This window comes from Pseudomonas oplopanacis, from assembly GCF_057128725.1.
This window is the reverse complement of record NZ_JBSKHV010000001.1, coordinates 674,456-699,666: the sequence shown is the minus strand read 5'-3', so window position 1 is coordinate 699,666 and position 25,211 is coordinate 674,456. Positions and strand designations below refer to the sequence as shown.

The 25,211-nt window shown below is 60.1% G+C and carries 19 protein-coding genes and 4 tRNA genes; 18 read left to right on the top strand and 5 right to left on the bottom strand.

Going from position 1 to position 25,211, the window contains the following annotated elements; genetic code table 11:
• Nucleotides 1–26: 26 nt before the first annotated feature.
• Both ACWKV5_RS03365 and ACWKV5_RS03360 read right to left on the bottom strand, forming a co-directional pair.
• Complete coding sequence (locus ACWKV5_RS03365; RefSeq protein ID WP_483840162.1) at nucleotides 27–1,577, bottom strand: MDR family MFS transporter; 1,551 nt, start codon at nucleotides 1,575–1,577, stop codon at nucleotides 27–29.
• Nucleotides 1,567–2,616 carry an HlyD family secretion protein gene (locus ACWKV5_RS03360; protein WP_483840161.1) on the bottom strand — a complete coding sequence of 350 codons (1,050 nt, stop codon included), beginning with the start codon at nucleotides 2,614–2,616 and terminating at the stop codon, nucleotides 1,567–1,569. The genes ACWKV5_RS03365 and ACWKV5_RS03360 overlap by 11 nt, the downstream gene beginning before the upstream one ends.
• A 219-nt stretch (nucleotides 2,617–2,835) precedes the next feature.
• Between ACWKV5_RS03360 and gltX the strand changes: the two genes are divergently transcribed.
• The 12 genes from gltX to ACWKV5_RS03300 all read left to right on the top strand — a co-directional run bounded on the left by gltX (nucleotide 2,836) and on the right by ACWKV5_RS03300 (nucleotide 12,289).
• A complete protein-coding gene (gene gltX, locus ACWKV5_RS03355) occupies nucleotides 2,836–4,317 on the top strand; it encodes a glutamate--tRNA ligase (RefSeq protein ID WP_219095866.1) in 1,482 nt (493 codons plus the stop codon).
• A 189-nt stretch (nucleotides 4,318–4,506) separates the two neighbouring features.
• Nucleotides 4,507–4,582: transfer RNA gene (locus ACWKV5_RS03350), tRNA-Ala, on the top strand.
• Between the two features lie 79 nt (nucleotides 4,583–4,661).
• Nucleotides 4,662–4,737, top strand: a tRNA-Glu gene (locus ACWKV5_RS03345).
• Nucleotides 4,738–4,789: 52 nt separating this feature from the next.
• A tRNA-Ala gene (locus ACWKV5_RS03340) sits at nucleotides 4,790–4,865 on the top strand.
• An 80-nt stretch (nucleotides 4,866–4,945) separates the two neighbouring features.
• Nucleotides 4,946–5,021, top strand: a tRNA-Glu gene (locus ACWKV5_RS03335).
• Between the two features lie 184 nt (nucleotides 5,022–5,205).
• Nucleotides 5,206–5,745 carry a TetR/AcrR family transcriptional regulator gene (locus ACWKV5_RS03330; protein WP_310260239.1) on the top strand — a complete coding sequence of 180 codons (540 nt, stop codon included), beginning with the start codon at nucleotides 5,206–5,208 and terminating at the stop codon, nucleotides 5,743–5,745.
• Nucleotides 5,746–5,776: 31 nt separating this feature from the next.
• Entirely contained in the window at nucleotides 5,777–6,610 is an 834-nt protein-coding gene (locus tag ACWKV5_RS03325) for an alpha/beta fold hydrolase (protein ID WP_483840160.1), read from the top strand.
• A gap of 48 nt (nucleotides 6,611–6,658) precedes the next feature.
• Nucleotides 6,659–7,108, top strand: coding sequence for an acyl-CoA thioesterase (locus ACWKV5_RS03320; protein ID WP_483840159.1), 450 nt, complete (start codon nucleotides 6,659–6,661; stop codon nucleotides 7,106–7,108).
• Between the two features lie 71 nt (nucleotides 7,109–7,179).
• Entirely contained in the window at nucleotides 7,180–8,139 is a 960-nt protein-coding gene (locus tag ACWKV5_RS03315) for a tRNA dihydrouridine synthase (protein WP_483840158.1), read from the top strand.
• A gap of 120 nt (nucleotides 8,140–8,259) precedes the next feature.
• Nucleotides 8,260–8,706: an Hsp20 family protein gene (locus ACWKV5_RS03310; RefSeq protein ID WP_483840157.1), complete on the top strand. Its 447-nt coding sequence runs from the start codon at nucleotides 8,260–8,262 to the stop codon at nucleotides 8,704–8,706.
• A gap of 188 nt (nucleotides 8,707–8,894) precedes the next feature.
• Entirely contained in the window at nucleotides 8,895–9,590 is a 696-nt protein-coding gene (locus tag ACWKV5_RS03305) for a DUF1266 domain-containing protein (RefSeq protein WP_483840156.1), read from the top strand.
• Nucleotides 9,587–12,289, top strand: a complete 2,703-nt coding sequence (locus ACWKV5_RS03300) for a DUF805 domain-containing protein (RefSeq protein ID WP_483840155.1) — start codon at nucleotides 9,587–9,589, stop codon at nucleotides 12,287–12,289. The genes ACWKV5_RS03305 and ACWKV5_RS03300 overlap by 4 nt, the downstream gene beginning before the upstream one ends.
• On the opposite strand, the gene ACWKV5_RS03295 is transcribed toward ACWKV5_RS03300, so the two are convergent.
• The 3 genes from ACWKV5_RS03295 to ACWKV5_RS03285 form a co-directional block, all read right to left on the bottom strand.
• Entirely contained in the window at nucleotides 12,286–13,977 is a 1,692-nt protein-coding gene (locus ACWKV5_RS03295) for an Hsp70 family protein (protein ID WP_483840154.1), read from the bottom strand. The genes ACWKV5_RS03300 and ACWKV5_RS03295 overlap by 4 nt on opposite strands.
• 121 nt (nucleotides 13,978–14,098) lie before the next feature.
• A complete protein-coding gene (locus ACWKV5_RS03290; RefSeq protein WP_483840153.1) occupies nucleotides 14,099–17,377 on the bottom strand; it encodes a sensor domain-containing protein in 3,279 nt (1,092 codons plus the stop codon).
• An 83-nt stretch (nucleotides 17,378–17,460) separates the two neighbouring features.
• The gene (locus tag ACWKV5_RS03285; RefSeq protein ID WP_483840152.1) at nucleotides 17,461–18,351 is read right to left on the bottom strand and encodes a LysR family transcriptional regulator; all 891 of its coding nucleotides are present in this window, start codon (nucleotides 18,349–18,351) and stop codon (nucleotides 17,461–17,463) included.
• A gap of 147 nt (nucleotides 18,352–18,498) precedes the next feature.
• Between ACWKV5_RS03285 and leuC the strand changes: the two genes are divergently transcribed.
• The 6 genes from leuC to ACWKV5_RS03255 all read left to right on the top strand — a co-directional run bounded on the left by leuC (nucleotide 18,499) and on the right by ACWKV5_RS03255 (nucleotide 25,071).
• A complete protein-coding gene (leuC, locus tag ACWKV5_RS03280; RefSeq protein WP_483840151.1) occupies nucleotides 18,499–19,917 on the top strand; it encodes a 3-isopropylmalate dehydratase large subunit in 1,419 nt (472 codons plus the stop codon).
• A gap of 11 nt (nucleotides 19,918–19,928) precedes the next feature.
• Nucleotides 19,929–20,573 carry a 3-isopropylmalate dehydratase small subunit gene (leuD, locus tag ACWKV5_RS03275; RefSeq protein WP_483840150.1) on the top strand — a complete coding sequence of 215 codons (645 nt, stop codon included), beginning with the start codon at nucleotides 19,929–19,931 and terminating at the stop codon, nucleotides 20,571–20,573.
• A gap of 137 nt (nucleotides 20,574–20,710) precedes the next feature.
• On the top strand, nucleotides 20,711–21,478 hold the full coding sequence (locus ACWKV5_RS03270; RefSeq protein ID WP_483840149.1) for a class I SAM-dependent methyltransferase: 768 nt from the start codon (nucleotides 20,711–20,713) through the stop codon (nucleotides 21,476–21,478).
• Between the two features lie 66 nt (nucleotides 21,479–21,544).
• Nucleotides 21,545–22,627, top strand: coding sequence for a 3-isopropylmalate dehydrogenase (leuB, locus tag ACWKV5_RS03265; RefSeq protein ID WP_483840148.1), 1,083 nt, complete (start codon nucleotides 21,545–21,547; stop codon nucleotides 22,625–22,627).
• 66 nt (nucleotides 22,628–22,693) lie between these two features.
• Nucleotides 22,694–23,806 carry an aspartate-semialdehyde dehydrogenase gene (gene asd, locus ACWKV5_RS03260; RefSeq protein ID WP_027921588.1) on the top strand — a complete coding sequence of 371 codons (1,113 nt, stop codon included), beginning with the start codon at nucleotides 22,694–22,696 and terminating at the stop codon, nucleotides 23,804–23,806.
• Between the two features lie 254 nt (nucleotides 23,807–24,060).
• The gene (locus ACWKV5_RS03255; protein ID WP_483840147.1) at nucleotides 24,061–25,071 is read left to right on the top strand and encodes an aspartate-semialdehyde dehydrogenase; all 1,011 of its coding nucleotides are present in this window, start codon (nucleotides 24,061–24,063) and stop codon (nucleotides 25,069–25,071) included.
• The last annotated feature ends 140 nt before the right edge of the window (nucleotides 25,072–25,211 follow it).

Here is a 25,211-nt window from a genome sequence, read left to right as displayed (position 1 = left end):
GGTCGCCTGAGCTCCGCAGGTCTTGACTAGTGTGCTTCCCCAGCCTTAATCCCCTCCGGCAATTTCTTGGTCAGCAAGATTGCGAGCATGCTCACCCCCAACGCAATCCCGACAAAGTGAAACGCATCGTTGTAAGCCATGATCGACGCCTGCTGATGCGCAATCTCACTGATTTTCCCCAGCGCCGCCGTCTCATTGCCCAACCGGTCCGCCATTGACGCCAGCCGCTCGGCCACCTGTGGATTGCTCGGCACGATGGCTTCGCGCAAGTAATCGAAGTAGGTCTTGGTTCGCGCATCCAGCAGCGTGGCGAGGAGGGCGATGCCAATCGCGCCGCCGAGGTTGCGCAGGATGTTGAACAGGCTCGACGCCGAGCCCGCGTCCTGCGGCAGGATGTACGCGGTGGCGATCAGCGAAATAGTGACCATGATCAGGGGTTGGCCGAGCGCGCGGATGATCTGGATCTGATTGAACTGCGGTCCGGCAAAGTCCGGGTTCAGCACCCCCGATGAAAAACTCGCCAGCCCGAACAAGCCGAATCCCAGCGTGCACAGCCACTTCGGCGAAATGTACTTCATCAGCTTGGGCACCAGCGGAATCAGAAACAGCTGCGGCACGCCCATCCACATGATCACTTCGCCGATCTGCAGGGCGTTGTAGTTCTGGATCTGCGCCAGATACAACGGCAACAGATAAATCGAGCCGTACAACCCGACCCCCATCCCCAGGCTGGAAATACTCGACAGGCCAAAGTTGCGGTTGCGCAGGATGCCGAGGTTGATCAGCGGGTTGGGCTTGGAAAACTGCACGATCACAAAGGTGATCAGGCTGATCAGCGCAATGCTGCCCAGGGTTACGATCAGGTTCGATTCCAGCCAGTCCTTGCGATGGCCTTCCTCCAGAAACACCTGCAAACAACCGAGTCCGACGCCAAGGGTGAGAATGCCCATGTAATCGGTGCTTTTGAGCAGCTCCCAGTGCGCTTCCTTCTTTTCGAGGCCATACATCAGGCCGGCGATCATGATCAGGCCCGGCGGCACGTTGATGTAGAAGATGTATTCCCAGCCCCAATTCTCGGTCAGCCAGCCGCCCAGCGTCGGGCCGATGGAAGGCGCGAAGGTGGCGGTCATGGCGAACATGGCCATGCCTTTGGCGCGGTGATGTTCCGGGAGTTTGATCAGCGTCAGGGTGAACGCCAGCGGGATCAGCGCGCCGCCGGTAAAGCCTTGCATGGCGCGGAAGACGATCATGCTTTCCAGGCTCCACGCCATGGAACACAGCAGCGAGGAGGCGAGGAATCCCAGTGAAACCCACACCGCCAGTCGCCGCGCCGAGAGCAATTGCACCAGCCAGGCGGTCAGCGGAATCATGATGATTTCCGCCACCAGGTACGAGGTGGAAATCCACGAACCTTCCTCCAGGGTGGCCGACAGGGCGCCCTGAATGTCTTTGAGCGAGGAGTTGGTGATCTGGATATCAAGCACGGCCATGAAGGCGCCGAGCATCACGCTCATGACTGCGATCCAGTCCCGCCGGGTCGGTTCGCCGACCGGGCGGATCAGTTGATCACCGGCCATCGCCAGGGGCGTCTTTGATGTTCACTTTGGCGGTGACTGACATGCCCGGGCGGATCCTGCCGCGCAGCGGATTGTCCGCGTCGAACGTCAGTTTTACCGGAATCCGTTGTACGACTTTGGTGAAGTTGCCGGTGGCATTGTCCGGTGGCAACAGGCTGAACTGCGCGCCCGACGCGGCGAACAGGCTGTCGACGCGTGCCTTGATCGGCGTGTCGCTGTAGGCGTCGAAGGTCAGCTCGGCGCTTTGGCCGGGCTGCATGTGGCCGATCTGGGTTTCCTTGAAGTTGGCCTGAATCCAGATGTCCTGGTCCGGGACGATCGACAGCAAATACGCGCCGGCCTGCACCACTTGGCCCTCGCGGGCAGCGCGCTGGCCGATCAGGCCGCTGATCGGCGCGTGGATTTCGCTGCGGGTCAGGTTCAGTTCGGCTTGTGCGAGGTCGGCCTTGGCGTTGGCTATCTGCGCGTCGAGGCGCTTGATCTCGGCATTCAGGGCGTTGACCTGCTGGCGTTGGCCCTGTGCGTCGGCCTGGGCCTTGGCCACTTGCGAGCGCGCGATGTGGTTGTCGGCGGAGAGGGTGGTCACCCGTTCTTCCGAGATGTAGCCGGGTTTGCGCAAGGTCTGGGCGCGGGTCAAATCGATCAGCGAGCGGCCGAGGCTGGCCTGGCTGGACGCGACCTGCGCTTCGCTGGCGGCGATCAGGCTCGATTGCTGGGTCAGTTTGCTTTGCGCTTGCAGGCGTTCGGCCTGGCGGGTGGCGAGTGTCGCGTTGGCGCGGTCGACGGCGAGGTCGAAATCGGCGCCTTCGAGCTTGATCAGCAGCTGGCCTTTCTCGACGTGCTCGTTGTCGTGCACCAGTACTTGGTCGATGCGCGCGCCCAACTGACTCGAGACACGGGTGATCTCGCCCTGGACATAGGCGTTGTCGGTGCTTTCATAAAACCGTCCCTTGAAGAACCACTGGGCAAAGAAACCCCCGGCAATCAGCAGGACGAGCAACAGGAAAATAAACAGGCGACGCTTGAGTTGGGCAGGCATGGGGCAGACTGTAGTCGAGAAATTGTAAGGAAAGTTATCAGCTGGTGAATCTGTCATACAGCCGACAAGCGGTAAATGCCATCGGCTGATATTCGGCCATTCACCCGGGGATACGCGCGTTGTAGGCGCAAACTTGGCTTAAATGCCCTGCTCACTGGAGCCGGGCGGGTATCGCCTGTTACCATTCGCCCTTTGATTTATCTTCATTCGAGACTTGCCATGACCACCGTCCGCACGCGCATCGCGCCATCGCCTACCGGGGACCCCCACGTAGGTACCGCTTACATCGCTTTGTTCAACTACTGCTTTGCCAAGCAGCATGGCGGTGAGTTCATCCTGCGGATCGAAGACACCGACCAGTTGCGTTCGACCCGCGAGTCCGAACAGCAGATTTTCGACGCTCTGCGCTGGTTGGGTATCGACTGGAGCGAAGGCCCGGACGTCGGCGGCCCGCACGGTCCTTACCGTCAGAGCGAGCGCGGCGATATCTATCAGAAGTATTGCCAGCAACTGGTTGAAATGGGCCATGCCTTCCCGTGCTTCTGCACCGCCGAAGAACTGGACCAGATGCGCGCCGAGCAAATGGCTCGCGGCGAAACCCCGCGTTACGACGGCCGTGCGTTGTTGCTGTCCAAGGAAGAAGTCGCGCGCCGGCTGGCCGCTGGCGAACCTCACGTAATCCGCATGAAAGTGCCGAGCGAAGGCGTGTGCGTGGTGCCGGACATGCTGCGTGGCGACGTCGAGATCCCGTGGGATCGCATGGACATGCAAGTGCTGATGAAGACCGACGGCCTGCCGACGTACTTCCTGGCCAACGTGGTCGACGACCACCTGATGGGCATCACCCACGTCCTGCGCGGCGAAGAGTGGCTGCCATCGGCACCGAAACTGATCCTGCTTTACGAGTACTTCGGCTGGGAACAACCGGAGCTGTGCTACATGCCGCTGCTGCGTAACCCGGACAAGAGCAAGCTGTCCAAGCGCAAGAACCCGACCTCGGTAACGTTCTACGAGCGTATGGGCTTCATGCCGGAAGCGATGCTCAACTACCTGGGGCGCATGGGCTGGTCGATGCCGGACGAGCGCGAGAAATTCTCGTTGCAGGAAATGGTCGACAATTTCGACCTGAGCCGTGTCTCGCTGGGCGGACCGATTTTCGACGTCGAGAAGCTGTCCTGGCTCAACGGCCAGTGGTTGCGTGACCTGCCAGTGGAAGAGTTCGCTTCGCGCCTGCAAACCTGGGCGCTGAACCCTGAGTACATGATGAAGATCGCGCCGCACGTTCAGGGCCGGGTTGAAACGTTCAGCCAAGTGGCTCCGCTGGCCGGGTTCTTCTTTGCCGGTGGTGTGAATCCGGATGCCAAGCTGTTCGAGTCCAAGAAGCTGTCGGGCGATCAGGTTCGTCAGTTGATGCAGTTGATCCTGTGGAAGCTGGAAAGCCTGCGTCAGTGGGAAAAGGACAGCATCACCGCGACGATTCAGGCAGTGGTCGAATCGCTGGAACTGAAGCTGCGTGACGCCATGCCGCTGATGTTCGCGGCGATCACGGGGCAGGCCAGCTCGGTGTCGGTGCTGGATGCGATGGAAATCCTCGGTCCGGACCTGACTCGTTTCCGTCTGCGTCAGGCGATTGACCTGCTGGGCGGCGTGTCGAAGAAAGAAAACAAGGAATGGGAAAAACTCTTGGGCAACATCGCCTGAGGACGTTTGACCCTGCAGCAACCGCCGAAGGGCGCGATCATTTGATCGCGATCTTCGGCGCTCCCCCTGATTTTCCGGGGGGAGGGCGGTAAGTGATTGTTATGTCGGCAAAAAACTTTGAAATATTTTAAAAATAAGTTTGACAGCTTTTCGATCCGCCATTAAGATTCGCCCCGTCCTCAGCGATGAGGGGCTATAGCTCAGCTGGGAGAGCGCTTGCATGGCATGCAAGAGGTCGACGGTTCGATCCCGTCTAGCTCCACCAATTTACACTTCAAGGTCTGGCCACACCGGCCTTGAAGCGATCAGCACTCAGCGCTGATCTGTTGTATAGAAGGGTTTGCGTCCCCTTCGTCTAGTGGCCTAGGACACCGCCCTTTCACGGCGGTAACAGGGGTTCGAGTCCCCTAGGGGACGCCAGTTTTACAGAAGCAGTGTCGCAAGATGCTGCTCCGCCGCCAGGCGATAAATCGGGGCTATAGCTCAGCTGGGAGAGCGCTTGCATGGCATGCAAGAGGTCAACGGTTCGATCCCGTTTAGCTCCACCAATTTTACAGTTCAAGGTCTGGCCACACCGGCCTTGAATCGATCAGCTCTCAGCACTGATCAGTTGTATAGAAGGTTTTGCGTCCCCTTCGTCTAGTGGCCTAGGACACCGCCCTTTCACGGCGGTAACAGGGGTTCGAGTCCCCTAGGGGACGCCACGATTACCCGCTCTGCGGGATTTTATAAGGGTCATTCAATTATTGAATGGCCCTTTTGTTTGTCTGGCGTTTGGCCAAATCCCCCAATTTCTTTCAAACTGTTCTTCAGACCAGCGGTCACATCCACGACTTGCGAAAAATTATTATGAGAATAATATTCTAGTCGTAATATTCGGAGGCAACGATGAACGATAAAAAAGCTCAAACCCGCGAACGCATCCTCAAGGCTGCCAGCGCAGCGCTGATTCAGCGCGGCCCGGCAGAACCGAGCGTTGGCGAAGTGATGGGCGCAGCCGGCCTGACCGTCGGCGGCTTTTATGCGCACTTCGAAAGCAAGGACGCAATGATGCTGGAAGCGTTCCAGCAGTTGCTCGGTCACCGTCGAGGCCTGATCGCCGACATGGATGCCGAGTTGACCGGCGAAGAGCGTCGCGCCTTGGTGGCGGCGTTTTACCTGTCGCGTAAACACCGTGACTCTTCTGAGTCGGCGTGCCCGATTCCGGCTTCGGTCGGCGAGTTGGGGCGGCTGCCGGACGCGTTTCGTGTCGCACTGAATGAGCATGTGGAAATGATGGTCGCGCAGTTGGCGGCCAGCCCGGAAGACACTGACAAAGCCTTGGCTGACATGGCCTTGATGGTGGGTGGTTTGGCGCTGGCCCGCGCGCTGGGGCCGGGAGAGTTGTCCGATCGATTGCTGCGCGCCGCCAAATCGGCGGTGCTGTGACCTGAAGGCATTGGCCTGAGGAGTGAGAGCGATGAGCACGTTGAAGTGGGTTCGTGGCGTTAATGGCACCTTGGGCTGGTTCGCACCACAACTGGTCGCGAGCAGAATGCGACTGGCATTCATGAGCCCGCGAGAACTGCCTCCGCGTGATTGGGAGTTGCCGCTGCTGGCGAAGTCCGAACGTATCACGCTGCGCTTTGGGCTCTCGGCGCTGCGCTGGGGTCAAGGCCCTGCCGTATTGCTGATGCACGGGTGGGAAGGGCGGCCGACGCAGTTCGCCAGCATTATCACTGCACTCGTCGATGCGGGTTACAGCGTGGTCGCCCTCGATGGTCCCGCGCATGGTCGTTCACCGGGTGAAGAGGCGAACGTCGTGCTGTTTGCCCGGGCCATGCTCGAAGCCGCCGCCGAATTGCCGCCGCTGCAAGCGGTCATCGGTCATTCGATGGGCGGCGCCAGTGCGATGCTCGCCGTCCAATTGGGTTTGCGCACCGAAACCCTGGTCACCATCGCCGCTCCGGCGCGGATTCTCGGCGTGCTGCGTGGCTTTGCCAAGTACGTGCGACTGCCGCCCAAGGCGCGTTCGGCCTTCATCCGTCAGGTCGAGAAAGACGTCGGCATGCGCGCCGCAGCGATGGACGTGGCGCACTATCAGCTCGACATGCCGGGCCTGATCGTCCATGCCGAAGATGACTGCTTTGTGTCGGTCAAGGAATCGCAACTGATCCACGAAGCCTGGTTTGACAGCCGCTTGCTGCGTCTCGAAGAGGGCGGCCATCAGAAAGTGCTGGCCGATCCCCGGGTCATTGATGGCGTGTTATCACTCCTGGCCGGTCGCAGCCTGCAATCGCGCCAATCGGCGTAAGCATCCGTTACACTGCCCCGGTCGACATTATCTGACCGGGAGTGGGGCATGAGCTGGGATCGGGCAACGCCATTTATCATTGATCTGCAAGTGGGCGCCGAGGACATCGACGGGCTGGGTCACGCCAATAACGCGGTGTACGTGACATGGCTCGAGCGTTGCGCCTGGCGCCACTCGCAGCGTCTGGGCCTTGATCTGGTCGAATATCGGCGACTGGACAGGGCGATGGCGGTGGTGCGGCACGAGATCGATTACCTGGCCGCCGCCTACGAAGATGATGAGTTGCAGTTGGCGACCTGGATCGTCGATTGGGATCAGCGCCTGAAAATGACCCGACACTTCCAGTTGAAACGCCCGCGCGACAACACCACGTTACTGCGCGCACAAACCACGTTCGTCTGCATCGAACTGTCGACCGGCAAGCCCAAGCGCATGCCGCCGGAGTTCATCGAGGGCTACGGCCCGGCGTTACAAATGTTAGATACGACCAACATCTAATGTGGGATGTTCTGCAGATTCCCCGCGCAATCCAGTAAACTGCCGCACGTTTTTCGTCGAGTGTGTTTTTCATGCAAATTGCTTTGGCGCCCATGGAGGGGTTGGTCGACAACATCCTGCGGGACGTGCTGACCCGTGTGGGCGGGATCGATTGGTGCGTGACCGAGTTTATCCGGATCAACGATCAGTTGCTCACGCCTGCCTACTACCACAAGTTCGGTCCCGAACTGCTGACCGGTGCCCGCACCGCGTCCGGCGTGCCTCTGCGTGTGCAACTGCTCGGTTCTGATCCAGTGTGCCTGGCAGAAAACGCCGCGCTGGCCTGTGAGTTGGGCTCTGAAGTCATCGACCTGAACTTCGGTTGCCCGGCCAAGACCGTCAACAAATCCCGTGGCGGCGCGGTGTTGCTCAAAGAGCCTGAACTGCTCAACGAAATCGTCGAGCACGTGCGTCGCGCGGTGCCTGCGCACATCCCGGTGACGGCCAAGATGCGTCTGGGCTTCGACAGCCCCGACGGTTCGCTGGTCTGTGCCACGGCTTTGGCTGAAGGCGGCGCAGCACACATCGTGGTGCATGCGCGGACCAAGACCGATGGCTACAAACCGCCAGCGCATTGGGAGTGGATCCCGCGCGTGCAAGAGGTGGTCAAGGTGCCGGTGTTTGCCAATGGCGACATCTGGAGCGTCGAAGACTGGCGTCGTTGCCGCGAGATCAGCGGCGTCGAAGACATCATGCTCGGTCGCGGCCTGGTCTCGCGCCCGGACCTGGCCCGGCAAATCGCGGCAGCGCGAGCCGGTGAAGAAGTGGTCGAGATGACCTGGGCCGAGCTGTTGCCGCTGATCCAGGACTTCTGGCTGCAAGCCAAGGCGCAGATGACAGCCCGCCAATCGCCGGGTCGCTTGAAGCAATGGCTGGCAATGCTGACGCGCAATTATCCCGAAGCAGTGGAGTTGTTTACCGTGCTGCGGCGTGAGACCGAGCTGGATCAAGTCAGCCGTTTGCTCGGTCTGACAGTCGCCGAAGCGGCGTAAAAAAATCTGAAAAAAGTCTCTTGAAATGCTATCAGCGGTCCCTATCTAAGGGTTACGCGATGCCGAATTCGGGTCGCGGAGATAAAAAACCTTGCTGATTGTTTTCAGGAGATTTGACCCATGACTACTGCATTTTCCTTGGCCCCTCTGTTCCGTTCCTCGGTAGGCTTCGACCGTTTCAACGACTTGTTCGAAACCGCCCTGCGCAACGAGCCAGGCAGCACCTACCCACCATACAACGTGGAAAAACACGGTGATGATCAATACCGCATCGTCGTCGCCGCAGCCGGTTTCCAGGAAGAAGACCTGGACCTGCAAGTGGAGAAAGGTGTGCTGACCATCAGTGGCGGCAAGCGTGATGCCAACGAAGGTGTGACCTTCCTGCACCAGGGCATCGCCCAGCGTGCGTTCAAGCTGTCCTTCCGCCTGGCCGATCACATCGAGATCAAGGCTGCCGATCTGAGCAACGGTCTGCTGAGCATCGACCTGTTGCGGGTGATCCCGGAAGAGGCGAAAGCCAAACGCATCCCGATCAACGGGACGCAGAAACCGGCGTTGCAGCACTGAGTCATGTGCCGCAACACAATCGTCTGAACGGGCGATGAGCCGCTGAATGAAGGCCCCGATACGTCGGGGCCTTTTTTGTGCGCGCAAGAAAACCGCTGTGCGACTTTGCCGCTGGCGGCGGTTTCTCTACAATCCGCCGCAGTTTTGCCGACCTCCATTCCTCACCGGTCGGCCTGGAGCCTTTTTTCATGGACGAGATTCAACAGCGCTGGCTGTGCGCCCTGTCTGCACCCATGGCGGCGATCAATACCGGCGCCAGCTACGACGACCCCGCGTTCTGCAATGATCGCTACATCGATCTGCAGGACAGTTGGGGTATCGATGACCGTGGGCAATTGTTCGACATGCTCGAGCGGATGACCGACGACGGCCATGCCAAGCACCTCAGCGCGGCCTATCTGGCGTGGCAGCGCTGTCTGCCGAGTGAATGGCAGGCTTTGCTCGACGACCTGAGTCCCCGCGAACGCATCCTGCATGAGTTTGCCAGTCGCACGTTCGGCAGTTGCGGGCCGGGCGGGATTTTGTCCTGGGACTATGGCCGCATGGGTTTTCTATTGCGTTGTGCGGTGCGCAATCAGTGGGTCGATCTGGACGAAAGCAATTGGCTGCACAGTCGTTTGGCCCTCAGAGCGCAATTTCACTACGGTAGCTGGATGGCTTACTTCGACGGTTTTGTGGTGGGCCGGACCTTTTGGTCGTGCCTGAGCGCCAGCGACGATGAGCTTGCGCGCGAACTCGATCGACAAGGCGCCAATGCCCTTAATGTGCGGATTGCCCGCGGCCTTGCCGAGAACATTCCTCAGTTTCTGGCTGATTTACCGTGGCACATGGAAATTGATCAGCCGTCACGTCCGGCATCGCTCAAGGAGTTCGACTGGTCATGAGTTGCTGGATTCGCTTGGGCATCGAGCCTACCACTGACGAAAACCTGATCCGCAATGCCTACCGCGCACGTTTGCCAGCGCATCACCCGGAGACCGACCCGCAAGGCTTTCAGGCGCTGCGCATGGCCTACGAAAAGGCCATGCGCCTGGCTCGAGAGGACGAAGAAGAAGAGCCCGAGGACGAGTACCAGTCCCAAGCCTCTGAGCAGCCTGTGGTTGAGGTCCCTCCGGTATTCGGGGAGTTCTGCGAGCTGCTGGATGATCCCGCGCGCCGGTTCAATTTCGCCGCGTGGCAGGCCTTTGTCCGAGGGCTGGATGAGCTGTCGCTGGACGTGCTCGATGAAGTCAGCTGGGGCCTGTACCACCGGATGGCCGACGCCGGTCCGTTGTCGTACCGTTGCGCGAATCTGTTGGCCAAACGTATGGCCTGGGATCAACAGTTGCTGGATCTGGGCTTCGACGACGCACATCAGGTGGGGGTCTTTCTCCAGCGAATCGAAACGCCGGACCCGTTTGATACGGATCTGATGAGCACATGGTCTGAGGCAGCCCAGACTGAATCGCTGTGGTACGCCCGTAGCCTCGACTTCATCTTCAACCAGCGCCCACTTCAAGAGTTCGCCGACTTCGCCAGTCAGCATACCTGTCTGCCGTTGCCGGATGATGCCGCGTTTCTCAAGCGTCTGTTGGTGCAGTTCACTCAGGCAGGTATTGGCGGGCCGATGTTTTTGCAGTGCTGTATCGAACAGCAGCTTGCCGCACCGGATGATGTCGACTGGCTTTACCTGTTGGCGTGCCAGAACAGTCTGCTGTGGCGGGACGATCAGGCATTGCCGTGCTGGATCAGGCTGTGGAACGAGCATCGCCATCCGATGGCGGAAAGTCGTCTGCTGGAGCTGTGTGCCAAGCGCCAGCCGACTTTTCTGCCCCTGCTGATTCAGGCATTCGATCGCCTGCAGGGTATTTTGGACTGGCCAGAGGATCTTGGCGATGACGCCCAGGTGTATGGCTGTCCGTCACAACACCCCGAGACGCTGAACCGTTGGCTGGGTGTCGGACGGTTGAAGCTTGAGAGCCTTGCGCAAAGTTTTGTCGATTGGCGCATGAGCGGTGATGACCTGCCATTGCTCGCGCAATTGCTGGGCGAAAATGCCGACAGCCGATTACTGCATCTGTATCGCCACGCCTGGGCGCTGCATCGGGGTGATACGGCGTTGTTGCAGCAGATCGTGGATGCACCGCTGCCGATCGATGCCCTCGAAAGCCTGGTGATGAGCGGGTTCAAATATCAGGCTGAGCAACACCTGCGCTGGCTGGGCGAGGCACCGATTGCGCTGGCCATGAGTGCTTTCGGCGAAGCGGATTCAGGTTCACGGCCATTGCCGCAGGTGCTGACCGACGGCGAGCCGCACAAGGTCTGTCGGCTGTGGCTGCGTCGCTTGCGGCCTTACAACGACGCTGCGCTGGAACGACTGGCAGACGCGTTCAAGCTGGCAGCGGTCAAAGACGACTGCGACTTGTCCGAACTCGACTTGATTCTGCAGTTAAGCCGGCGCGGGATTCAGTTGCCGCCGGTCGGGCTGGGTGAGGCCACTTGGGAGTGGCACTCGCAGACCCTGTTCTTGCTGGCATTGCTGGACCAGCCCGAACGCTGGCTGCAAATGATTGATGCGCAGTGCGTGGAGCGCCTACCTTTCAATCCCGCCCATCCCTTGAGTCGCCTGCAACCTTTGTTGCGGCGCTTGCAGCGTGAGCAGGGCAGTTGCGATGGTTTGCTCGGATGGCTGCAAGGCAATGACCCGGTACATGGCTTTTTGGTGCAGCAATTGTTCAGCGTACAGCAGGCACTCGACAGCACGCGGTTACCGGCCAATACCCTGCTTTACACCTGCCTTGAAAGCGATCGTGCTGCCTGTGGCGACGATTTGCTGGGTTTGATGATGTTCTGGGGCGTGCTCTATCACGACCCGAGCCTGAGTGCCGAGCAGCATCGCGCATTGTTGCAATCGATCGCGGCGGTCAGTTGTGAAGACGATTGGTTCGAAGGCTTCCGCGACGGTTTGATCAAAGGCGAACCGGTGTGGCCGCCGCGCAAAGTGCTGACCGATTTTGGTGTCGACAAACTGCTGGCGTATGAAGCGCTGGATGCGCTCAAGGGCTTGATTCGCTATGGCGCTGCCGGGGTGCCGAAAACGCGCGTCCTGCGCCAACTGCAACAGGGCAAGGACGATGCGCAGAACAGTGTCGGGTTGCGCCTGGCCCTTTGCGCGATATTGTCCTGGTCGGAACGATTACTGCTGGCGAAAAGCGATGTGCAGCCGGTACCGGCGACAGCGATCTGGCGTCTAGGCTCGCGGTTGGGGCGCAAGGCTTTTATCGCTCAGGTCTTGGGGTGTGTGGTGATTGCGCCGGTGGCAGGGCTGATCAGTGGCACTACGGGCGCAGGCATTCTTATCCTGCTATTGGGCGTGCTGCTGGTGTTCGGCGCTATTCTGCGCCGCTTGCACGACATGGGCCGGGGCATTCCGACGTTGCTGATCTTCATGGCGCTGACGCCGGTTCTGCCATTCCTGCCGTTGCTGCTGTTCGGCTTTCCCGGTGACAAGTTGCCCAACCGCTATGGTGTGCCGCCGGACAGCGGCGATTCCGAAATGCTGTCCGGCGGCTTGCAGGCTGCCTTGCGGCGGCTCAACGGTTAGAGACGCAGTTGATCCAGCGCCTTGTTCAGCTCTGAGCGATGGCTGGCAATTTCCGAGGGTTGCTGGCCGCCGAGCACGGTGGTGAAGTTGTGCAGCCATTCGGCAATGTGCTCGCGTTGCGTGCCGAGGCTTTGCATCCATGCTCGCTCCAGACGGGCGAGCAACGTGCGGTTGGGCAGCGCATCGCGTGGATGGACTTTCAGGGTCGACAGCCGGTTATGGCTGTCGCGACGCGCTTGCTCGTCCAGACCGGTGGGGCTGCGGTCGATGCTGTGACTGTGACGCTCGCCGGTTTCGAGCAGGGTGACGTCGACTTCGAGCAAACCGTTGATGTCATAGCTGAAGCGTACGTCCAGCTCCTGGATGTGTTCAGTGGGCGTCAACGTCACATCGAAAGCATCAATCAGAATGTTGTCGCAAACCCACGGCCGTTCACCCTGATACACGGCGATGCGCAGCAGCGATTGCTTAGGCTGGGTGGTGTAATAGCGCTCCACCCTTGACGTCGGAATGATGGTGTTACGTTCGATGATGGGCGAGAAGGCACCTTTGATGTCTTCGCCACGCATGGTCGCAATCCCCAGCGTATACGGGCAGACATCCGTCAGAATCAACTCTTCAACCGCACCGTCGCGCGCCTTGCACGCCGCTTGCGTCGCCGCTCCCAGCGCAACAATGGTATCCGGATCAAGATGCCGGTAAGGCAGGCGCCCGAACAGCGTGGCGACCATTTGCTGCACCGCCGGCATGCGCGTGGCGCCGCCGACCAGCACCAGGCTGTCGAGGTCGCGGGGCTTGAGTCGGGCATCGCGCAGCGCTTGTTCGATCGGCGCGCGCAAGCGCGCCAGCAACGGTTCCCAGACTTTTACCGCCGCCGCTTCGTCCAGTGACCATTCGAAGGTTTTGTCGGCGTGGCGCCAGCTCAGGTGTTGAGTGCCTTCGCCGAGTTTGCATTTGAGCTGCTCAAGGGTATCACCGAGGCTGGCCATGCTTTGCGCATCGACCATTGCCGGGGTCAGTTGCCAGTGTTTCAGGCAGGCCTGCAACAGCGCGGCAGTGAAGTCTTCGCCGCCGAGAAAGTTGTCGCCGGTGGAGGCGTGCACTTCGATCAGTGGCAATGCATATTCCAGCACCGTCACGTCGAACGTACCGCCGCCCAGGTCGAAAATCAGCGTGCGCTCGAATTTCTGCTCATGCAGCCCGTAAGCCATGGCGGCAGCGGTCGGTTCGTTGATCAGACGCGATACGGTCAGGCCGGCCAGTTCGGCGGCGAACAGCGTCCGCTTGCGTTGCTCGTCGCTGAAATACGCCGGCACTGAAATCACCGCCTCGTGCACCGGGTGGCCCAGCCAGGCTTCGGCATCTTGCTTGAGCGAGCCGATCACCAGCGCAGAAAGTTCTTCTGGGCTGAATTGCCGCCCGCCCAATTCGAACTTTTTGTCACTGCCCATGAACCGCTTGAACGCTGCCACTGTGCGTCCAGGGTGGGTGGTCAGGCGTGCGCGGGCAGCATTGCCCACCAGAATGCTGTCGTCCTCATCAAGGCTGATTACTGATGGAGTCAGGACATCGCCGAGGGCGTTGGGAATCAACTGTGCCCGACCACCCTGCCAGACGGCGATCAGGCTATTGGTGGTCCCAAGGTCGATACCCAGCAAGGCCGGGCGGGGAAGGGTTGCATCCTGCATGGTTGATCTCTTTGAGGCGGTACAAAAAAACGCGACCGTACAGGTTGAGAGAAAAGCTGGCAATTGGGGCATCTGTTACCGAACATCTCCATCGTTCGGTGCATCAGTGCCCCGTCCCTGATTATTTCAGGAGTTTTTGAAACTCTTCCACCGGCAACGGCCGGCTATGCAAATACCCTTGGTAGAAATGGCAGCCCAAGCCCTGCAAAAACTCCAGTTGCTCCGCCGTCTCCACCCCTTCGGCAATCACTTTCAGCTCCAGACTCCGCGCCATGGCGACAATCGCGCGGATGATTTCCGCGTCGTTCGGATCAGTCGTGGCGTCACGAATAAACGACTGATCGATCTTCAATGTGTCGACCGGCAAACGCTTGAGGTAGGTCAACGAGGAGTACCCGGTGCCGAAGTCATCCATCGCGAAACTCACGCCGAGTTTTTTCAGGCGACGCATTTTGTTGATGGTGTCTTCCAGGTTCTGGATGACGATGCCTTCGGTGATTTCCAGTTTCAGCAGCGAGCAGGGCAAGCCGTGGCTGGTGAGGCTGTGTTCGATGCGTTCGACGAAATCGGTTTGCCGAAATTGCCTTGGGCTGATGTTCACGCACAGGCTGAAACTCAGCGGGTTGACCAGGCCTTTGGCGACCAGTTTCTTGAAAGCCCCGCAGGCCTCATCGATGATCCAGGTGCCGACTTCGAGAATCAGTCCGCTGTCTTCCAACACCTTGATGAACTCGGCCGGTGATTGCGGCCCGAGTTCGGGGTGGTCCCAACGCACCAGCGCTTCGGCGCCGACAATGCGATTGCCCCGGGCGTCGATCTGCGGTTGGTAGTGCACATGGAATTCACCCCGTGAAAGGGCCAGGCGCAGATCGGTTTCCATGCGCAGGCGTTCGCTGGCGGCCTTCTGCATGGTGTTGTGATACATCTGCGTTGTGTTGCGGCCCGAGTCCTTGGCGCGATACAGCGCGATGTCGGCGCGTTTGAGCAGGTCGGTCGGGGTCGAGCCGTGGTCGGGAATCAGCGCGATGCCGATGCTCGGCGTCACTTGCAGGCGCTGGCCATCGAGGAACATCGGTTCTGACAACAGTTCTCGCAAGGTGTCGGCCAGTTCCCGGACCTGGGCGCTGACTTCGTTGCGCGAACCTTCCAGGCCGCTGAGCAGCACCACAAATTCGTCACCACCCAGCCGCGCCACGGTGTCTTCCATGCGCACGCTGGCTTCCAGCCGCGCCGTGATGATTTTCAGCACGGTATCGCCGACCGGGTGACCGAGGGAGTCGTTGATGTGCTTAAAGTGATCGAGGTCGAGGAACAGTAGCGCACCGCGCAGGTTATGGCGCTTGAGCAGGGCGATCTGCTGGCTCAGGCGATCCATCAGCAGCGCGCGGTTGGGCAGGTTGGTCAGGGGGTCGTGGTAGGCCAGGTGACGAATTTGCGCTTCGGCGTTTTTCAGCAGGCTGACGTCGCGGGCGGTCAGCAACAGGCAGGCGGTTTCGTTGAGGGTGATCGGCTCGACCGAGACTTCGACGGTCAGCAACTCCCCGCGTTTATTGCGCCCGAGCATTTCCTGGTGATGCACCCGGCCCTTGAGTTGTAGCTCGGCGAGCAACGCCGAACGTTGTTTCTCTTCGGCCCAGATGCCCACTTGATACACCGTACGACCAACCACTTCTTGCGCTCGATAGCCGGTCAGGCGGCAGAAGCCGTCGTTGACCTCCAGGTAGCGTCCGGTGTCGCGCTCGGTAATGGTGATGGCGTCGGGGCTGGAGTGGAACGCCTTGGCGAATTTCTCTTCGCTGGCCTTGAGCGCCGCTTCAGAGCGTTGTTGCTGGGTGATGTCGCGCAAGGTGGTGACGATGCAGGGTTGGTTATCGACGTTGATCTGGCGGCTGGAAATCACGCAGGTCAGCGATTGCCCGTCCTTGTGCTGGGCGACGATGGCGACATTGTTCAGCCCTTGTTCGCGGATGACCTGTTCGATTCGTTGCAGGCTTTTTGCCGAGGCGTCCCACAGGCCAATCTCGTCGGCGCTGCGGCCAATCACTTCGGCGGCGCTCCAGCCGAAGGTCTGGGTGAAGCTGGAGTTGATCTCGATGAACTGGCCGGTGTCCTGGCGCGTCACGCAAATCGGGTCCGGGCTGACCTGGAACAGCGTGGCGAATTTCTCTTCTGATGCCACCAGTTTTTGTTCGCGCTCAACCTGATCGGTGATGTCGAGCAAGGTGCCGGCCATGCGCAGCGGGAAACCGTTTTCATCGCGGTAGAGGCGGGCGCGGCTTTCCAGGTAGCGCGAACTGCCGTCCGGCAGTTGTACACGGTAGGTCAGCTGATAATTGCCGGCCGGGCCTTCGCGCAGGCTGCGGTAGGCGTCGCGCATGGTGTCGCGCTCTTCACCGGGTACGCCTTCAAAAAATTCATCGAAGGATTCATGGAACGGCTTGGCTTCCAGTCCGTGCAATTGCGCGGCCCGCGCAGAGCCGTAGAGCATGCCGCTGGGAATGTGCCAGTCCCAGGTGCCAAGCTGCGCCGAGTCCAGGGCGAGATCGAGGCGTTCCTGACTGTCCTTGAGGGCTTGTTCGGCGACTTTGCGTTCGGTGGTGTCGAGGAAGGTGCTCAGCAGATACGGCTGGCCCTCGAGTTCGACTTTTTGCGCGCTGAGGATGCCATCGAGGACCTGCCCGTTGCTGGCGCGAAACTGCACCTCCATGCTGATCAACTCGCCTTTGGCCTTGGTGGCAGCGACCAGTTTGGCTCGTTGTTCCGGGTGCACCCACAGGCCCAGTTCCAGCGTGGTGCGGCCTATCGCGTTTTGCACAGACCAGCCGAACAGGCTTTCGAAATACTGGTTGGCTTCGGTGATCAGGCCGTCTTCCTGGCGGGTCAGCAACACCATGTTCGGGCACAGGTGAAACAGCGTGGCGAAGCGTTTTTCCGAGCTGCTCAGGGCTTGTTCGCGCTGGCGCTGATGGGTGATCTCGCGGATCACCCCGATCATGCGTGGCCGGCCGTGTTTGTCCGGCAGCAGGCTGCCGCTGATTTCCAGCCAGTGCAGGCTGCCATCGGGCCAGCGGATGCGATGGTGCATCGCTTGCTCAAGCGGCGCGCCGGCAATCACCGCATGGAACGCGCGGACGGTTTTCGCCCGGTCTTCCGGCGGCAGCAAATCGAGGTATTCCAGGTCCTCGGGCAATGGCAGGTGCGGATCGAAACCAAACAGTGCCTGAGTCCCCCGCGACCAGCTGATCTGCCCACGTTCGATGTCCCAATACCAGGCCCCCAACCGCGCGCCGTTGAGGGCGGCGAGCAATTGTGGCGCGCTTTCCCAACTCAGCTCGGACCTTTTTGGGTCGAGCGCCTGGATACGCGGCATCGGCGGAACACGGTCAACAGATTTCGGCATTGGCAGCAGGCCTTGGGCGGAAATGAGCGTTAAGCGCAGGGTTTCGCGGCTATAGTTTCGCGGCTATATAGGCGTAGCACACGTTAGCCATGAGTCCCTGGCAAATCGAGTTGTGCATCCAGCAAAGCCATGAAAGCCCTTGCCGCATTCGATAGCGTCCTTTCGGTGTGCAAGATATAGCCTAGCTGGCGAGTCAGTTGTATGCCCGGCAAAGGTATTCGTGCAACCTGATCATCGAGCATCGTACGCGGCAACACGCTCCAGGCCAGGCCGATCGAGACCATCATCTTGATCGTTTCCAGATAATTCGTGCTCATGGCGATGTTCGGCGTCAGGCCCTGCGCCTCAAATAATCGCTGCACGATGTGATGAGTAAAGGTGTTGCCGCCGGGGAAAACCGCCGGGTGCAGGGCAATGTCGGCCAGGGTGACCGGGCCGTTGCTGATCAGCGAATGCTCCGGGGCGACCACGAAATCCAGCGGGTCGTCCCACACCGGTGTCGCCTTGACCAGCGAATGGGGCTCTGGCGCCAGGGTAATCACCGCCAGTTCTGCGCGGCCATGGAGGATTTCTTCGTAGGCCACTTCCGAATCGAGGAACTGGATATCCAGCGCCACTTGTGGGTAACGCCGGGTGAATTCCCTTAATAAGGGCGGCAAACGGTGCAGGCCGATGTGGTGACTGGTAGCCAGGGTCAGGCGGCCGGACACTTCGCCGGTCAAGTTGGTCAGGGCGCGTCGGGTGTCGTCCAGCACATTCAGAATCTGATAGGCCCGTGGCAACAGGGCGCGGCCGGCCTCGGTCAAGCCGACTTCGCGGCCCAGGCGATCAAACAGACGCACCTTCAATTGCTGCTCCAGCCCGGCGATGCGTTTGCTGATGGCCGGTTGGGTCAGGTGCAGCCGCTCGCCGGCGCCGGAGAAGCTGCCGGTCTCGGCAATTGCGATAAAGGCATTGAGGTTGGCCAGATCCATTGTTGTATTCCAGTTGGTTATCCAAAGCATAAAAAATATGAATTTGAGTTATTTAATGTAACCCCCTAGGATCAGCCTCACAAGCCAAAGGGTTATTGAAACGTTCAAGGCCCGGGGCATAGAAACAAGCTGATGAGGAACCGTCTGATGGCCGGCAAAACGCTCTACGACAAGCTCTGGGATTCGCACTTGGTCAAACAGCGCGACGATGGCTCTGCGCTGATTTATATCGATCGTCACATCATCCACGAAGTGACCTCGCCGCAAGCCTTCGAAGGCCTGCGTCTGGCCGGGCGCAAGCCTTGGCGCATCGATGCCAACATCGCGACCCCGGACCACAACGTACCGACCACCCCGGAGCGCAAGGGCGGCATCGAAGCGATCGTCGACCAGGTCTCGCGTTTGCAGGTTCAGACCCTCGACGACAACTGCGATGAATACGGCATCGTCGAATTCAAGATGAACGACATTCGCCAGGGCATCGTCCACGTCATCGGCCCGGAGCAGGGCGCGACATTGCCCGGTATGACCGTGGTCTGCGGCGACTCCCACACCTCGACCCACGGTGCATTCGGCGCCCTGGCTCACGGTATCGGCACTTCCGAGGTCGAGCACGTGCTCGCCACTCAGTGCCTGGTCGCCAAGAAAATGAAGAACATGCTGGTGTCGGTCGAAGGCCAATTGCCGTTCGGCGTGACTGCCAAGGACATCGTCCTCGCCGTGATCGGCAAGATCGGCACCGCCGGCGGTAACGGCCACGCCATCGAGTTCGCCGGTAGCGCGATTCGCGACTTGTCCGTTGAAGGCCGCATGACCATCTGCAACATGTCCATCGAGGCCGGCGCTCGCGTAGGCCTGGTGGCTGCTGACGAAAAAACCGTAGCCTACGTCAAGGGCCGTCCATTCGCCCCGAAAGGCGCGGAATGGGACTTGGCCGTCGAAGCGTGGAAGGACCTGGTGTCGGATAAAGACGCCCAGTTCGACACCATCGTCGAGCTCGACGCGACCCAGATCAAGCCGCAAGTCAGCTGGGGCACCTCGCCTGAGATGGTTTTGGCCGTGGATCAGAACGTGCCGGACCCGGCGAAGGAAATGGACCTGGTCAAACGCGATTCGATCGTGCGCGCCTTGAAATACATGGGTTTGACCGCCAATCAGGCGATCACCGACATTCAGCTGGATCGCGTGTTCATCGGTTCCTGCACCAACTCGCGGATCGAAGACTTGCGCGCCGCCGCCGTCATCGCCAAGGGCCGCAAAGTCGCGTCGACCATCAAGCAAGCCATCGTCGTGCCGGGCTCGGGCCTGGTGAAGGCGCAGGCCGAAGCCGAAGGCCTGGACAAGATTTTCCTTGAAGCCGGGTTTGAATGGCGCGAGCCGGGTTGCTCGATGTGCCTGGCGATGAACCCGGACCGTTTGGAGTCCGGCGAGCACTGCGCGTCGACCTCCAACCGCAACTTCGAAGGCCGTCAGGGCGCCGGTGGTCGTACCCACCTCGTCAGCCCGGCGATGGCCGCCGCCGCTGCTGTAAACGGTCGTTTCGTCGACGTCCGTGAATTGATCTAAAGGAGCGCAGCATGAAAGCTTTTACCCAGCACACTGGTCTTGTCGCGCCTTTGGATCGTGCCAACGTCGACACCGACCAGATCATCCCGAAGCAATTCTTGAAGTCGATCAAGCGCACCGGTTTTGGTCCGAACCTGTTCGATGAGTGGCGTTACCTGGATGTGGGGCAGCCGTATCAGGACAACTCCAAGCGTCCGCTGAACAAGGACTTCGTCCTCAACGCCGAACGTTATCAAGGCGCCAGCGTGTTGCTGGCCCGTGAGAACTTCGGTTGCGGCTCCAGCCGTGAACACGCGCCGTGGGCACTGGAAGAATACGGTTTCCGCAGCATCATCGCGCCGAGCTACGCCGACATCTTCTTCAACAACAGCTTCAAGAACGGCTTGTTGCCGATCATCTTGAGCGACGCTGAGGTTGATGAACTGTTCCAGCAGGTTGAAGCGAATCCGGGCTACCAGTTGCAGGTCGACCTGCAAGCCCAGACAGTGACCCGTCCGGATGGCAAGGTGCATAAGTTTGAGATCGATGCGTTCCGCAAGCATTGCCTGTTGAACGGCCTGGACGATATCGGCCTGACGTTGATGGACCATGAAGCGATTGCGACGTTTGAAGCCAAGCACCGGGCGAGCCAGCCCTGGTTGTTTCGCGACGCTTGATTGATTCGAGATTGATGTAGTCATGGCGGGCCTCTTCGCGAGCAGGCTCGCTCCCACCTTGGAATGCATTACAAATGTGGGAGCGAGCCTGCTCGCGAAGACGGCAGATCAGACAACACAAATATCAGGACATAACTATGACCAGCACCGCCCAGCACACCCAGGTAGTCCAAAAGCAATTCGGTGAACAGGCCTCGGCCTACCTGAGCAGCGCCGTTCACGCTCAAGGTACCGAATTCGCGCTGCTACAGGCCGAACTGGCCGGGCAGGGCGATGCTCGGGTACTGGACCTGGGTTGCGGTGCCGGTCACGTGAGTTTTCACGTGGCCTCGCTGGTCAAGGAAGTGGTGGCCTACGACCTGTCGCAGCAAATGCTCGACGTGGTCGCCGGTGCTGCCGTTGATCGTGGCTTTAGCAATGTATCGACGGTCCTCGGTGCCGCCGAGCGCCTGCCGTTCGCCGATGGTGAGTTCGACTTCGTGTTCAGCCGATATTCGGCGCACCATTGGAGCGATCTCGGCCTGGCGCTGCGGGAAGTGCGTCGAGTGCTGAAGCCGGGCGGCGTGGCGGCGTTCGTCGACGTGTTGTCACCGGGCAGCCCGTTGTTCGACACTTACCTGCAAAGCGTCGAAGTGCTGCGCGACACCAGCCATGTGCGCGATTATTCCGCCGGCGAGTGGTTGCGTCAGGTCAGCGAAGCGGGGTTGCATACCCGAAGCACTACGCGCCAACGCCTGCGTCTGGAGTACACCTCCTGGGTTGAGCGCATGCGTACACCTGAAGTGATGCGTGCCGCCATCCGCGAATTGCAGCAGTCGATGGGCAACGAAGTGCGCGAATATTTCGAGATTGAGGCCGATGGTTCGTTCAGTACCGATGTACTGGTGCTGTTTGTAGAAAGATAGCCACCGATCGATAGAATTTTTCCGGGTGTGCCCCAGGGGCGCACCGACTGATGACATGAGGAAAGCATGAGCAAGCAGATTCTGATTCTCCCAGGTGACGGTATTGGCCCGGAAATCATGGCCGAAGCGGTCAAGGTGCTGGAATTGGCCAGCGACAAGTTCGCCCTGGGCTTCGAGCTGAGCCACGACGTGATCGGTGGCGCCGCCATCGACAAGCACGGCGTGCCATTGGCTGACGAAACCCTGGAGCGCGCCCGCGCTGCCGACGCTGTGCTGCTGGGTGCCGTGGGCGGCCCGAAATGGGACACCATCGAGCGTGACATCCGCCCTGAGCGCGGCCTGCTGAAAATCCGTGCGCAACTGGGCCTGTTCGGCAACCTGCGTCCGGCGATCCTGTACCCGCAACTGGCCGAAGCGTCGAGCCTGAAGCCGGAAATCGTCGCCGGCCTGGACATCCTGATCGTCCGTGAGCTGACCGGCGGTATCTACTTCGGCGCGCCACGCGGCACCCGTACCCTGGAAAACGGCGAGCGTCAGTCCTACGACACCCTGCCGTACAGCGAAAGCGAAATCCGCCGCATTGCCCGCGTCGGCTTCGACATGGCCATGGTGCGCGGCAAGAAGCTGTGCTCGGTGGACAAGGCCAACGTATTGGCGTCCAGCCAGCTGTGGCGTGAAATCGTCGAGGAAGTGGCCAAGGATTACCCGCAAGTCGAGCTGAGCCACATGTACGTCGACAACGCCGCCATGCAGCTGGTGCGTGCACCGAAGCAGTTCGACGTGATTGTCACCGACAACATGTTCGGCGACATCCTGTCCGACCAGGCCTCGATGCTCACCGGTTCCATCGGCATGCTGCCGTCGGCGTCCCTGGACACCAACAACAAGGGCATGTACGAGCCTTGCCACGGTTCGGCACCAGACATCGCCGGCAAGGGCATCGCTAACCCGTTGGCAACCATTTTGTCGGTGTCGATGATGTTGCGTTACAGCTTCAACCAGCAGGTTGCAGCCGATGCCATCGAGAAAGCCGTGAGCCTGGTGCTGGACCAAGGCCTGCGCACAGGCGACATCTGGTCGGCGGGTTGCACTAAAGTCGGTACGCAGGAAATGGGCGACGCAGTAGTCGCCGCGCTGCGGAATCTGTAATCTCTCGGGCCCGCTGCGAAATTCAATACAAAGCAGCGGCCCACATTTCAAGAAGGTGTAGTTGCGATGAAACGTGTAGGTCTGATCGGTTGGCGCGGTATGGTCGGTTCCGTGCTCATGCAGCGGATGCTGGAAGAGCAGGATTTCGATCTTATCGAGCCGGTGTTTTTCACCACTTCCAATGTCGGTGGCCAAGGCCCGTCCGTGGGCAAGGACATTGCTCCGCTCAAGGACGCTTACAGCATTGAAGAGCTGAAAACCCTCGACGTGATTCTGACCTGCCAGGGTGGCGACTACACCAGCGAAGTGTTCCCAAAGCTGCGTGAAGCCGGCTGGCAGGGTTACTGGATCGACGCCGCTTCCAGCCTGCGCATGCAGGATGACGCGGTCATCGTCCTGGACCCGGTCAACCGCAAGGTCATCGACCAGCAGCTGGATGCGGGCACCAAGAACTACATCGGCGGCAACTGCACCGTCAGCCTGATGCTGATGGGCCTGGGCGGTCTGTTCGAAGCCGGTCTGGTCGAGTGGATGAGCGCCATGACGTATCAGGCGGCCTCCGGTGCCGGCGCGCAGAACATGCGTGAACTGATCAAGCAAATGGGCGCGACCCACGCCGCTGTCGCCGATCAACTGGCCGACCCGGCCAGCGCGATCCTCGACATCGACCGTCGTGTGGCCGAAGCCATGCGCAGCGAAGCGTACCCGACCGAAAACTTCGGCGTACCGCTGGCTGGCAGCCTGATCCCTTGGATCGACAAGGAACTGCCGAACGGTCAGAGCCGCGAAGAGTGGAAGGCCCAGGCCGAGACCAACAAGATCCTTGGTCGCTTCAAGAGCCCGATCCCGGTCGATGGCATCTGCGTGCGCATCGGCGCCATGCGCTGCCACAGCCAGGCGCTGACCATCAAACTGAACAAAGACGTACCGATCGCCGACATCGAAGGGCTGATCAGCCAGCACAACCCTTGGGTCAAACTGGTGCCGAACAACCGCGACATCAGCATTCAGGAACTGAGCCCGACGAAAGTCACTGGCACCCTGAACGTGCCGGTGGGCCGTCTGCGCAAGCTGAACATGGGTTCGCAATTCGTCGGTGCGTTCACCGTCGGCGACCAGCTGCTGTGGGGCGCGGCCGAACCGCTGCGTCGCATGCTGCGAATTCTGCTTGAGCGTTGATCGGTTGAAGCAATGAAAGAACCCGTACCTTGAAAGAGGTGCGGGTTTTTTTATTCCCGGTGGTCTGATGTCGATGAGTTGTCTGTACCGGCCCCTTCGCGAGCAGGCTCGCTCTCACAGTGGGTCGCGGTCTAATGTGGGAGCGAGCCTGCTCGCGAAGGCGTCAGTCCAGGCACCGCAGATCCCAGCCGAATTGCCTGCACGCCACCCACCCGGTAAAGTGCCGCTCCCCCCGTTTCGCCTGAGGTAGAACCATGAGCCAGTCCTTTGATATCGCCGTAGTCGGCGCCACCGGTACTGTCGGCGAAACGCTCGTGCAGATTCTTGAAGAACGCGACTTCCCGGTCGGCGACTTGCACCTGCTGGCCAGCAGCGAATCGGCCGGCCATTCGGTGCCGTTTCGAGGCAAGAACGTGCGGGTGCGGGAAGTTGATGAATTCGATTTCAGCAAAGTCCAGTTGGTGTTTTTCGCAGCCGGCCCGGCGGTGACGCTCAGTTTCGCCTCACGCGCGACCGCTGCCGGTTGCTCGGTGATCGACTTGTCTGGCGCTTTGCCGGCCGACCAGGCGCCGCAAGTGGTGCCAGAAGCCAATGCCGAAGTCCTCACGACGTTGAAAAAGCCTTTCCTGATCGGTAGCCCAAGCCCGTCGGCCACCACCCTGGCCGTGGTGCTGGCGCCGTTGCTTTCGGTTATTGATCTGCAGCGGGTCAACGTCACCGCCAGCCTGGCGGTCTCCGCCCAAGGTCGCGAAGCGGTGAAAGAGCTGGCCCGGCAAACTGCCGAGCTGCTCAACGTGCGTCCGCTGGAGCCGACTTTCTTCGATCGGCAAATGGCGTTCAACCTGTTGGCACAGGTCGGCAAACCGGATGAGCAGGGCCATACACTGCTGGAAAAACGCTTCGTGCGTGAGTTGCGTCAGGTCATTTCGCAGCCTCAATTAAAGATTTCCATCACTTGCATTCAAGCCCCGGTGTTTTTTGGCGATAGCTTTAGCGTGACCTTGCAGTCAACGAGCGCTGTCGACCTGGCGAAAGTCAACGCGGCGCTGGAAGATGCACCCGGTATCGAGCTGGTTGAGGCCGGCGATTATCCGACCGCGGTGGGTGACGCGGTGGGCCAGGACGTGGTGTACGTCGGTCGGGTTCGCAGCGGTGTCGACGACCTGTCGGAACTTAATTTGTGGCTGACGTCAGATAACGTACGCAAAGGCGCCGCGCTCAATGCTGTGCAGGTGGCTGAATTGTTGATAAAAGACCTGCTGTAAAAGATACTTGGCAACAATTCACAGAATGATTCTAGCCGGGCGCTATGCTTGGCCGCACTGCTGAAGGAAAGCCACCCGACGGGTCTTTCCGGGGCAGGCAAGAAATGATCGCGCGCGATGACACTTCGACGCCGCGCGCA

What these genes read in the sequence shown, in the direction of transcription:
- ACWKV5_RS03365 (WP_483840162.1), bottom strand. Translation starts at nt 1,577, where the DNA reads ATGGCCGGTGATCAACTGATCCGCCCGGTCGGCGAACCGACCCGGCGG.
- ACWKV5_RS03360 (WP_483840161.1), bottom strand. Translation starts at nt 2,616, where the DNA reads ATGCCTGCCCAACTCAAGCGTCGCCTGTTTATTTTCCTGTTGCTCGTC.
- gltX (WP_219095866.1), top strand. Translation starts at nt 2,836, where the DNA reads ATGACCACCGTCCGCACGCGCATCGCGCCATCGCCTACCGGGGACCCC.
- ACWKV5_RS03330 (WP_310260239.1), top strand. Translation starts at nt 5,206, where the DNA reads ATGAACGATAAAAAAGCTCAAACCCGCGAACGCATCCTCAAGGCTGCC.
- ACWKV5_RS03325 (WP_483840160.1), top strand. Translation starts at nt 5,777, where the DNA reads ATGAGCACGTTGAAGTGGGTTCGTGGCGTTAATGGCACCTTGGGCTGG.
- ACWKV5_RS03320 (WP_483840159.1), top strand. Translation starts at nt 6,659, where the DNA reads ATGAGCTGGGATCGGGCAACGCCATTTATCATTGATCTGCAAGTGGGC.
- ACWKV5_RS03315 (WP_483840158.1), top strand. Translation starts at nt 7,180, where the DNA reads ATGCAAATTGCTTTGGCGCCCATGGAGGGGTTGGTCGACAACATCCTG.
- ACWKV5_RS03310 (WP_483840157.1), top strand. Translation starts at nt 8,260, where the DNA reads ATGACTACTGCATTTTCCTTGGCCCCTCTGTTCCGTTCCTCGGTAGGC.
- ACWKV5_RS03305 (WP_483840156.1), top strand. Translation starts at nt 8,895, where the DNA reads ATGGACGAGATTCAACAGCGCTGGCTGTGCGCCCTGTCTGCACCCATG.
- ACWKV5_RS03300 (WP_483840155.1), top strand. Translation starts at nt 9,587, where the DNA reads ATGAGTTGCTGGATTCGCTTGGGCATCGAGCCTACCACTGACGAAAAC.
- ACWKV5_RS03295 (WP_483840154.1), bottom strand. Translation starts at nt 13,977, where the DNA reads ATGCAGGATGCAACCCTTCCCCGCCCGGCCTTGCTGGGTATCGACCTT.
- ACWKV5_RS03290 (WP_483840153.1), bottom strand. Translation starts at nt 17,377, where the DNA reads ATGCCGAAATCTGTTGACCGTGTTCCGCCGATGCCGCGTATCCAGGCG.
- ACWKV5_RS03285 (WP_483840152.1), bottom strand. Translation starts at nt 18,351, where the DNA reads ATGGATCTGGCCAACCTCAATGCCTTTATCGCAATTGCCGAGACCGGC.
- leuC (WP_483840151.1), top strand. Translation starts at nt 18,499, where the DNA reads ATGGCCGGCAAAACGCTCTACGACAAGCTCTGGGATTCGCACTTGGTC.
- leuD (WP_483840150.1), top strand. Translation starts at nt 19,929, where the DNA reads ATGAAAGCTTTTACCCAGCACACTGGTCTTGTCGCGCCTTTGGATCGT.
- ACWKV5_RS03270 (WP_483840149.1), top strand. Translation starts at nt 20,711, where the DNA reads ATGACCAGCACCGCCCAGCACACCCAGGTAGTCCAAAAGCAATTCGGT.
- leuB (WP_483840148.1), top strand. Translation starts at nt 21,545, where the DNA reads ATGAGCAAGCAGATTCTGATTCTCCCAGGTGACGGTATTGGCCCGGAA.
- asd (WP_027921588.1), top strand. Translation starts at nt 22,694, where the DNA reads ATGAAACGTGTAGGTCTGATCGGTTGGCGCGGTATGGTCGGTTCCGTG.
- ACWKV5_RS03255 (WP_483840147.1), top strand. Translation starts at nt 24,061, where the DNA reads ATGAGCCAGTCCTTTGATATCGCCGTAGTCGGCGCCACCGGTACTGTC.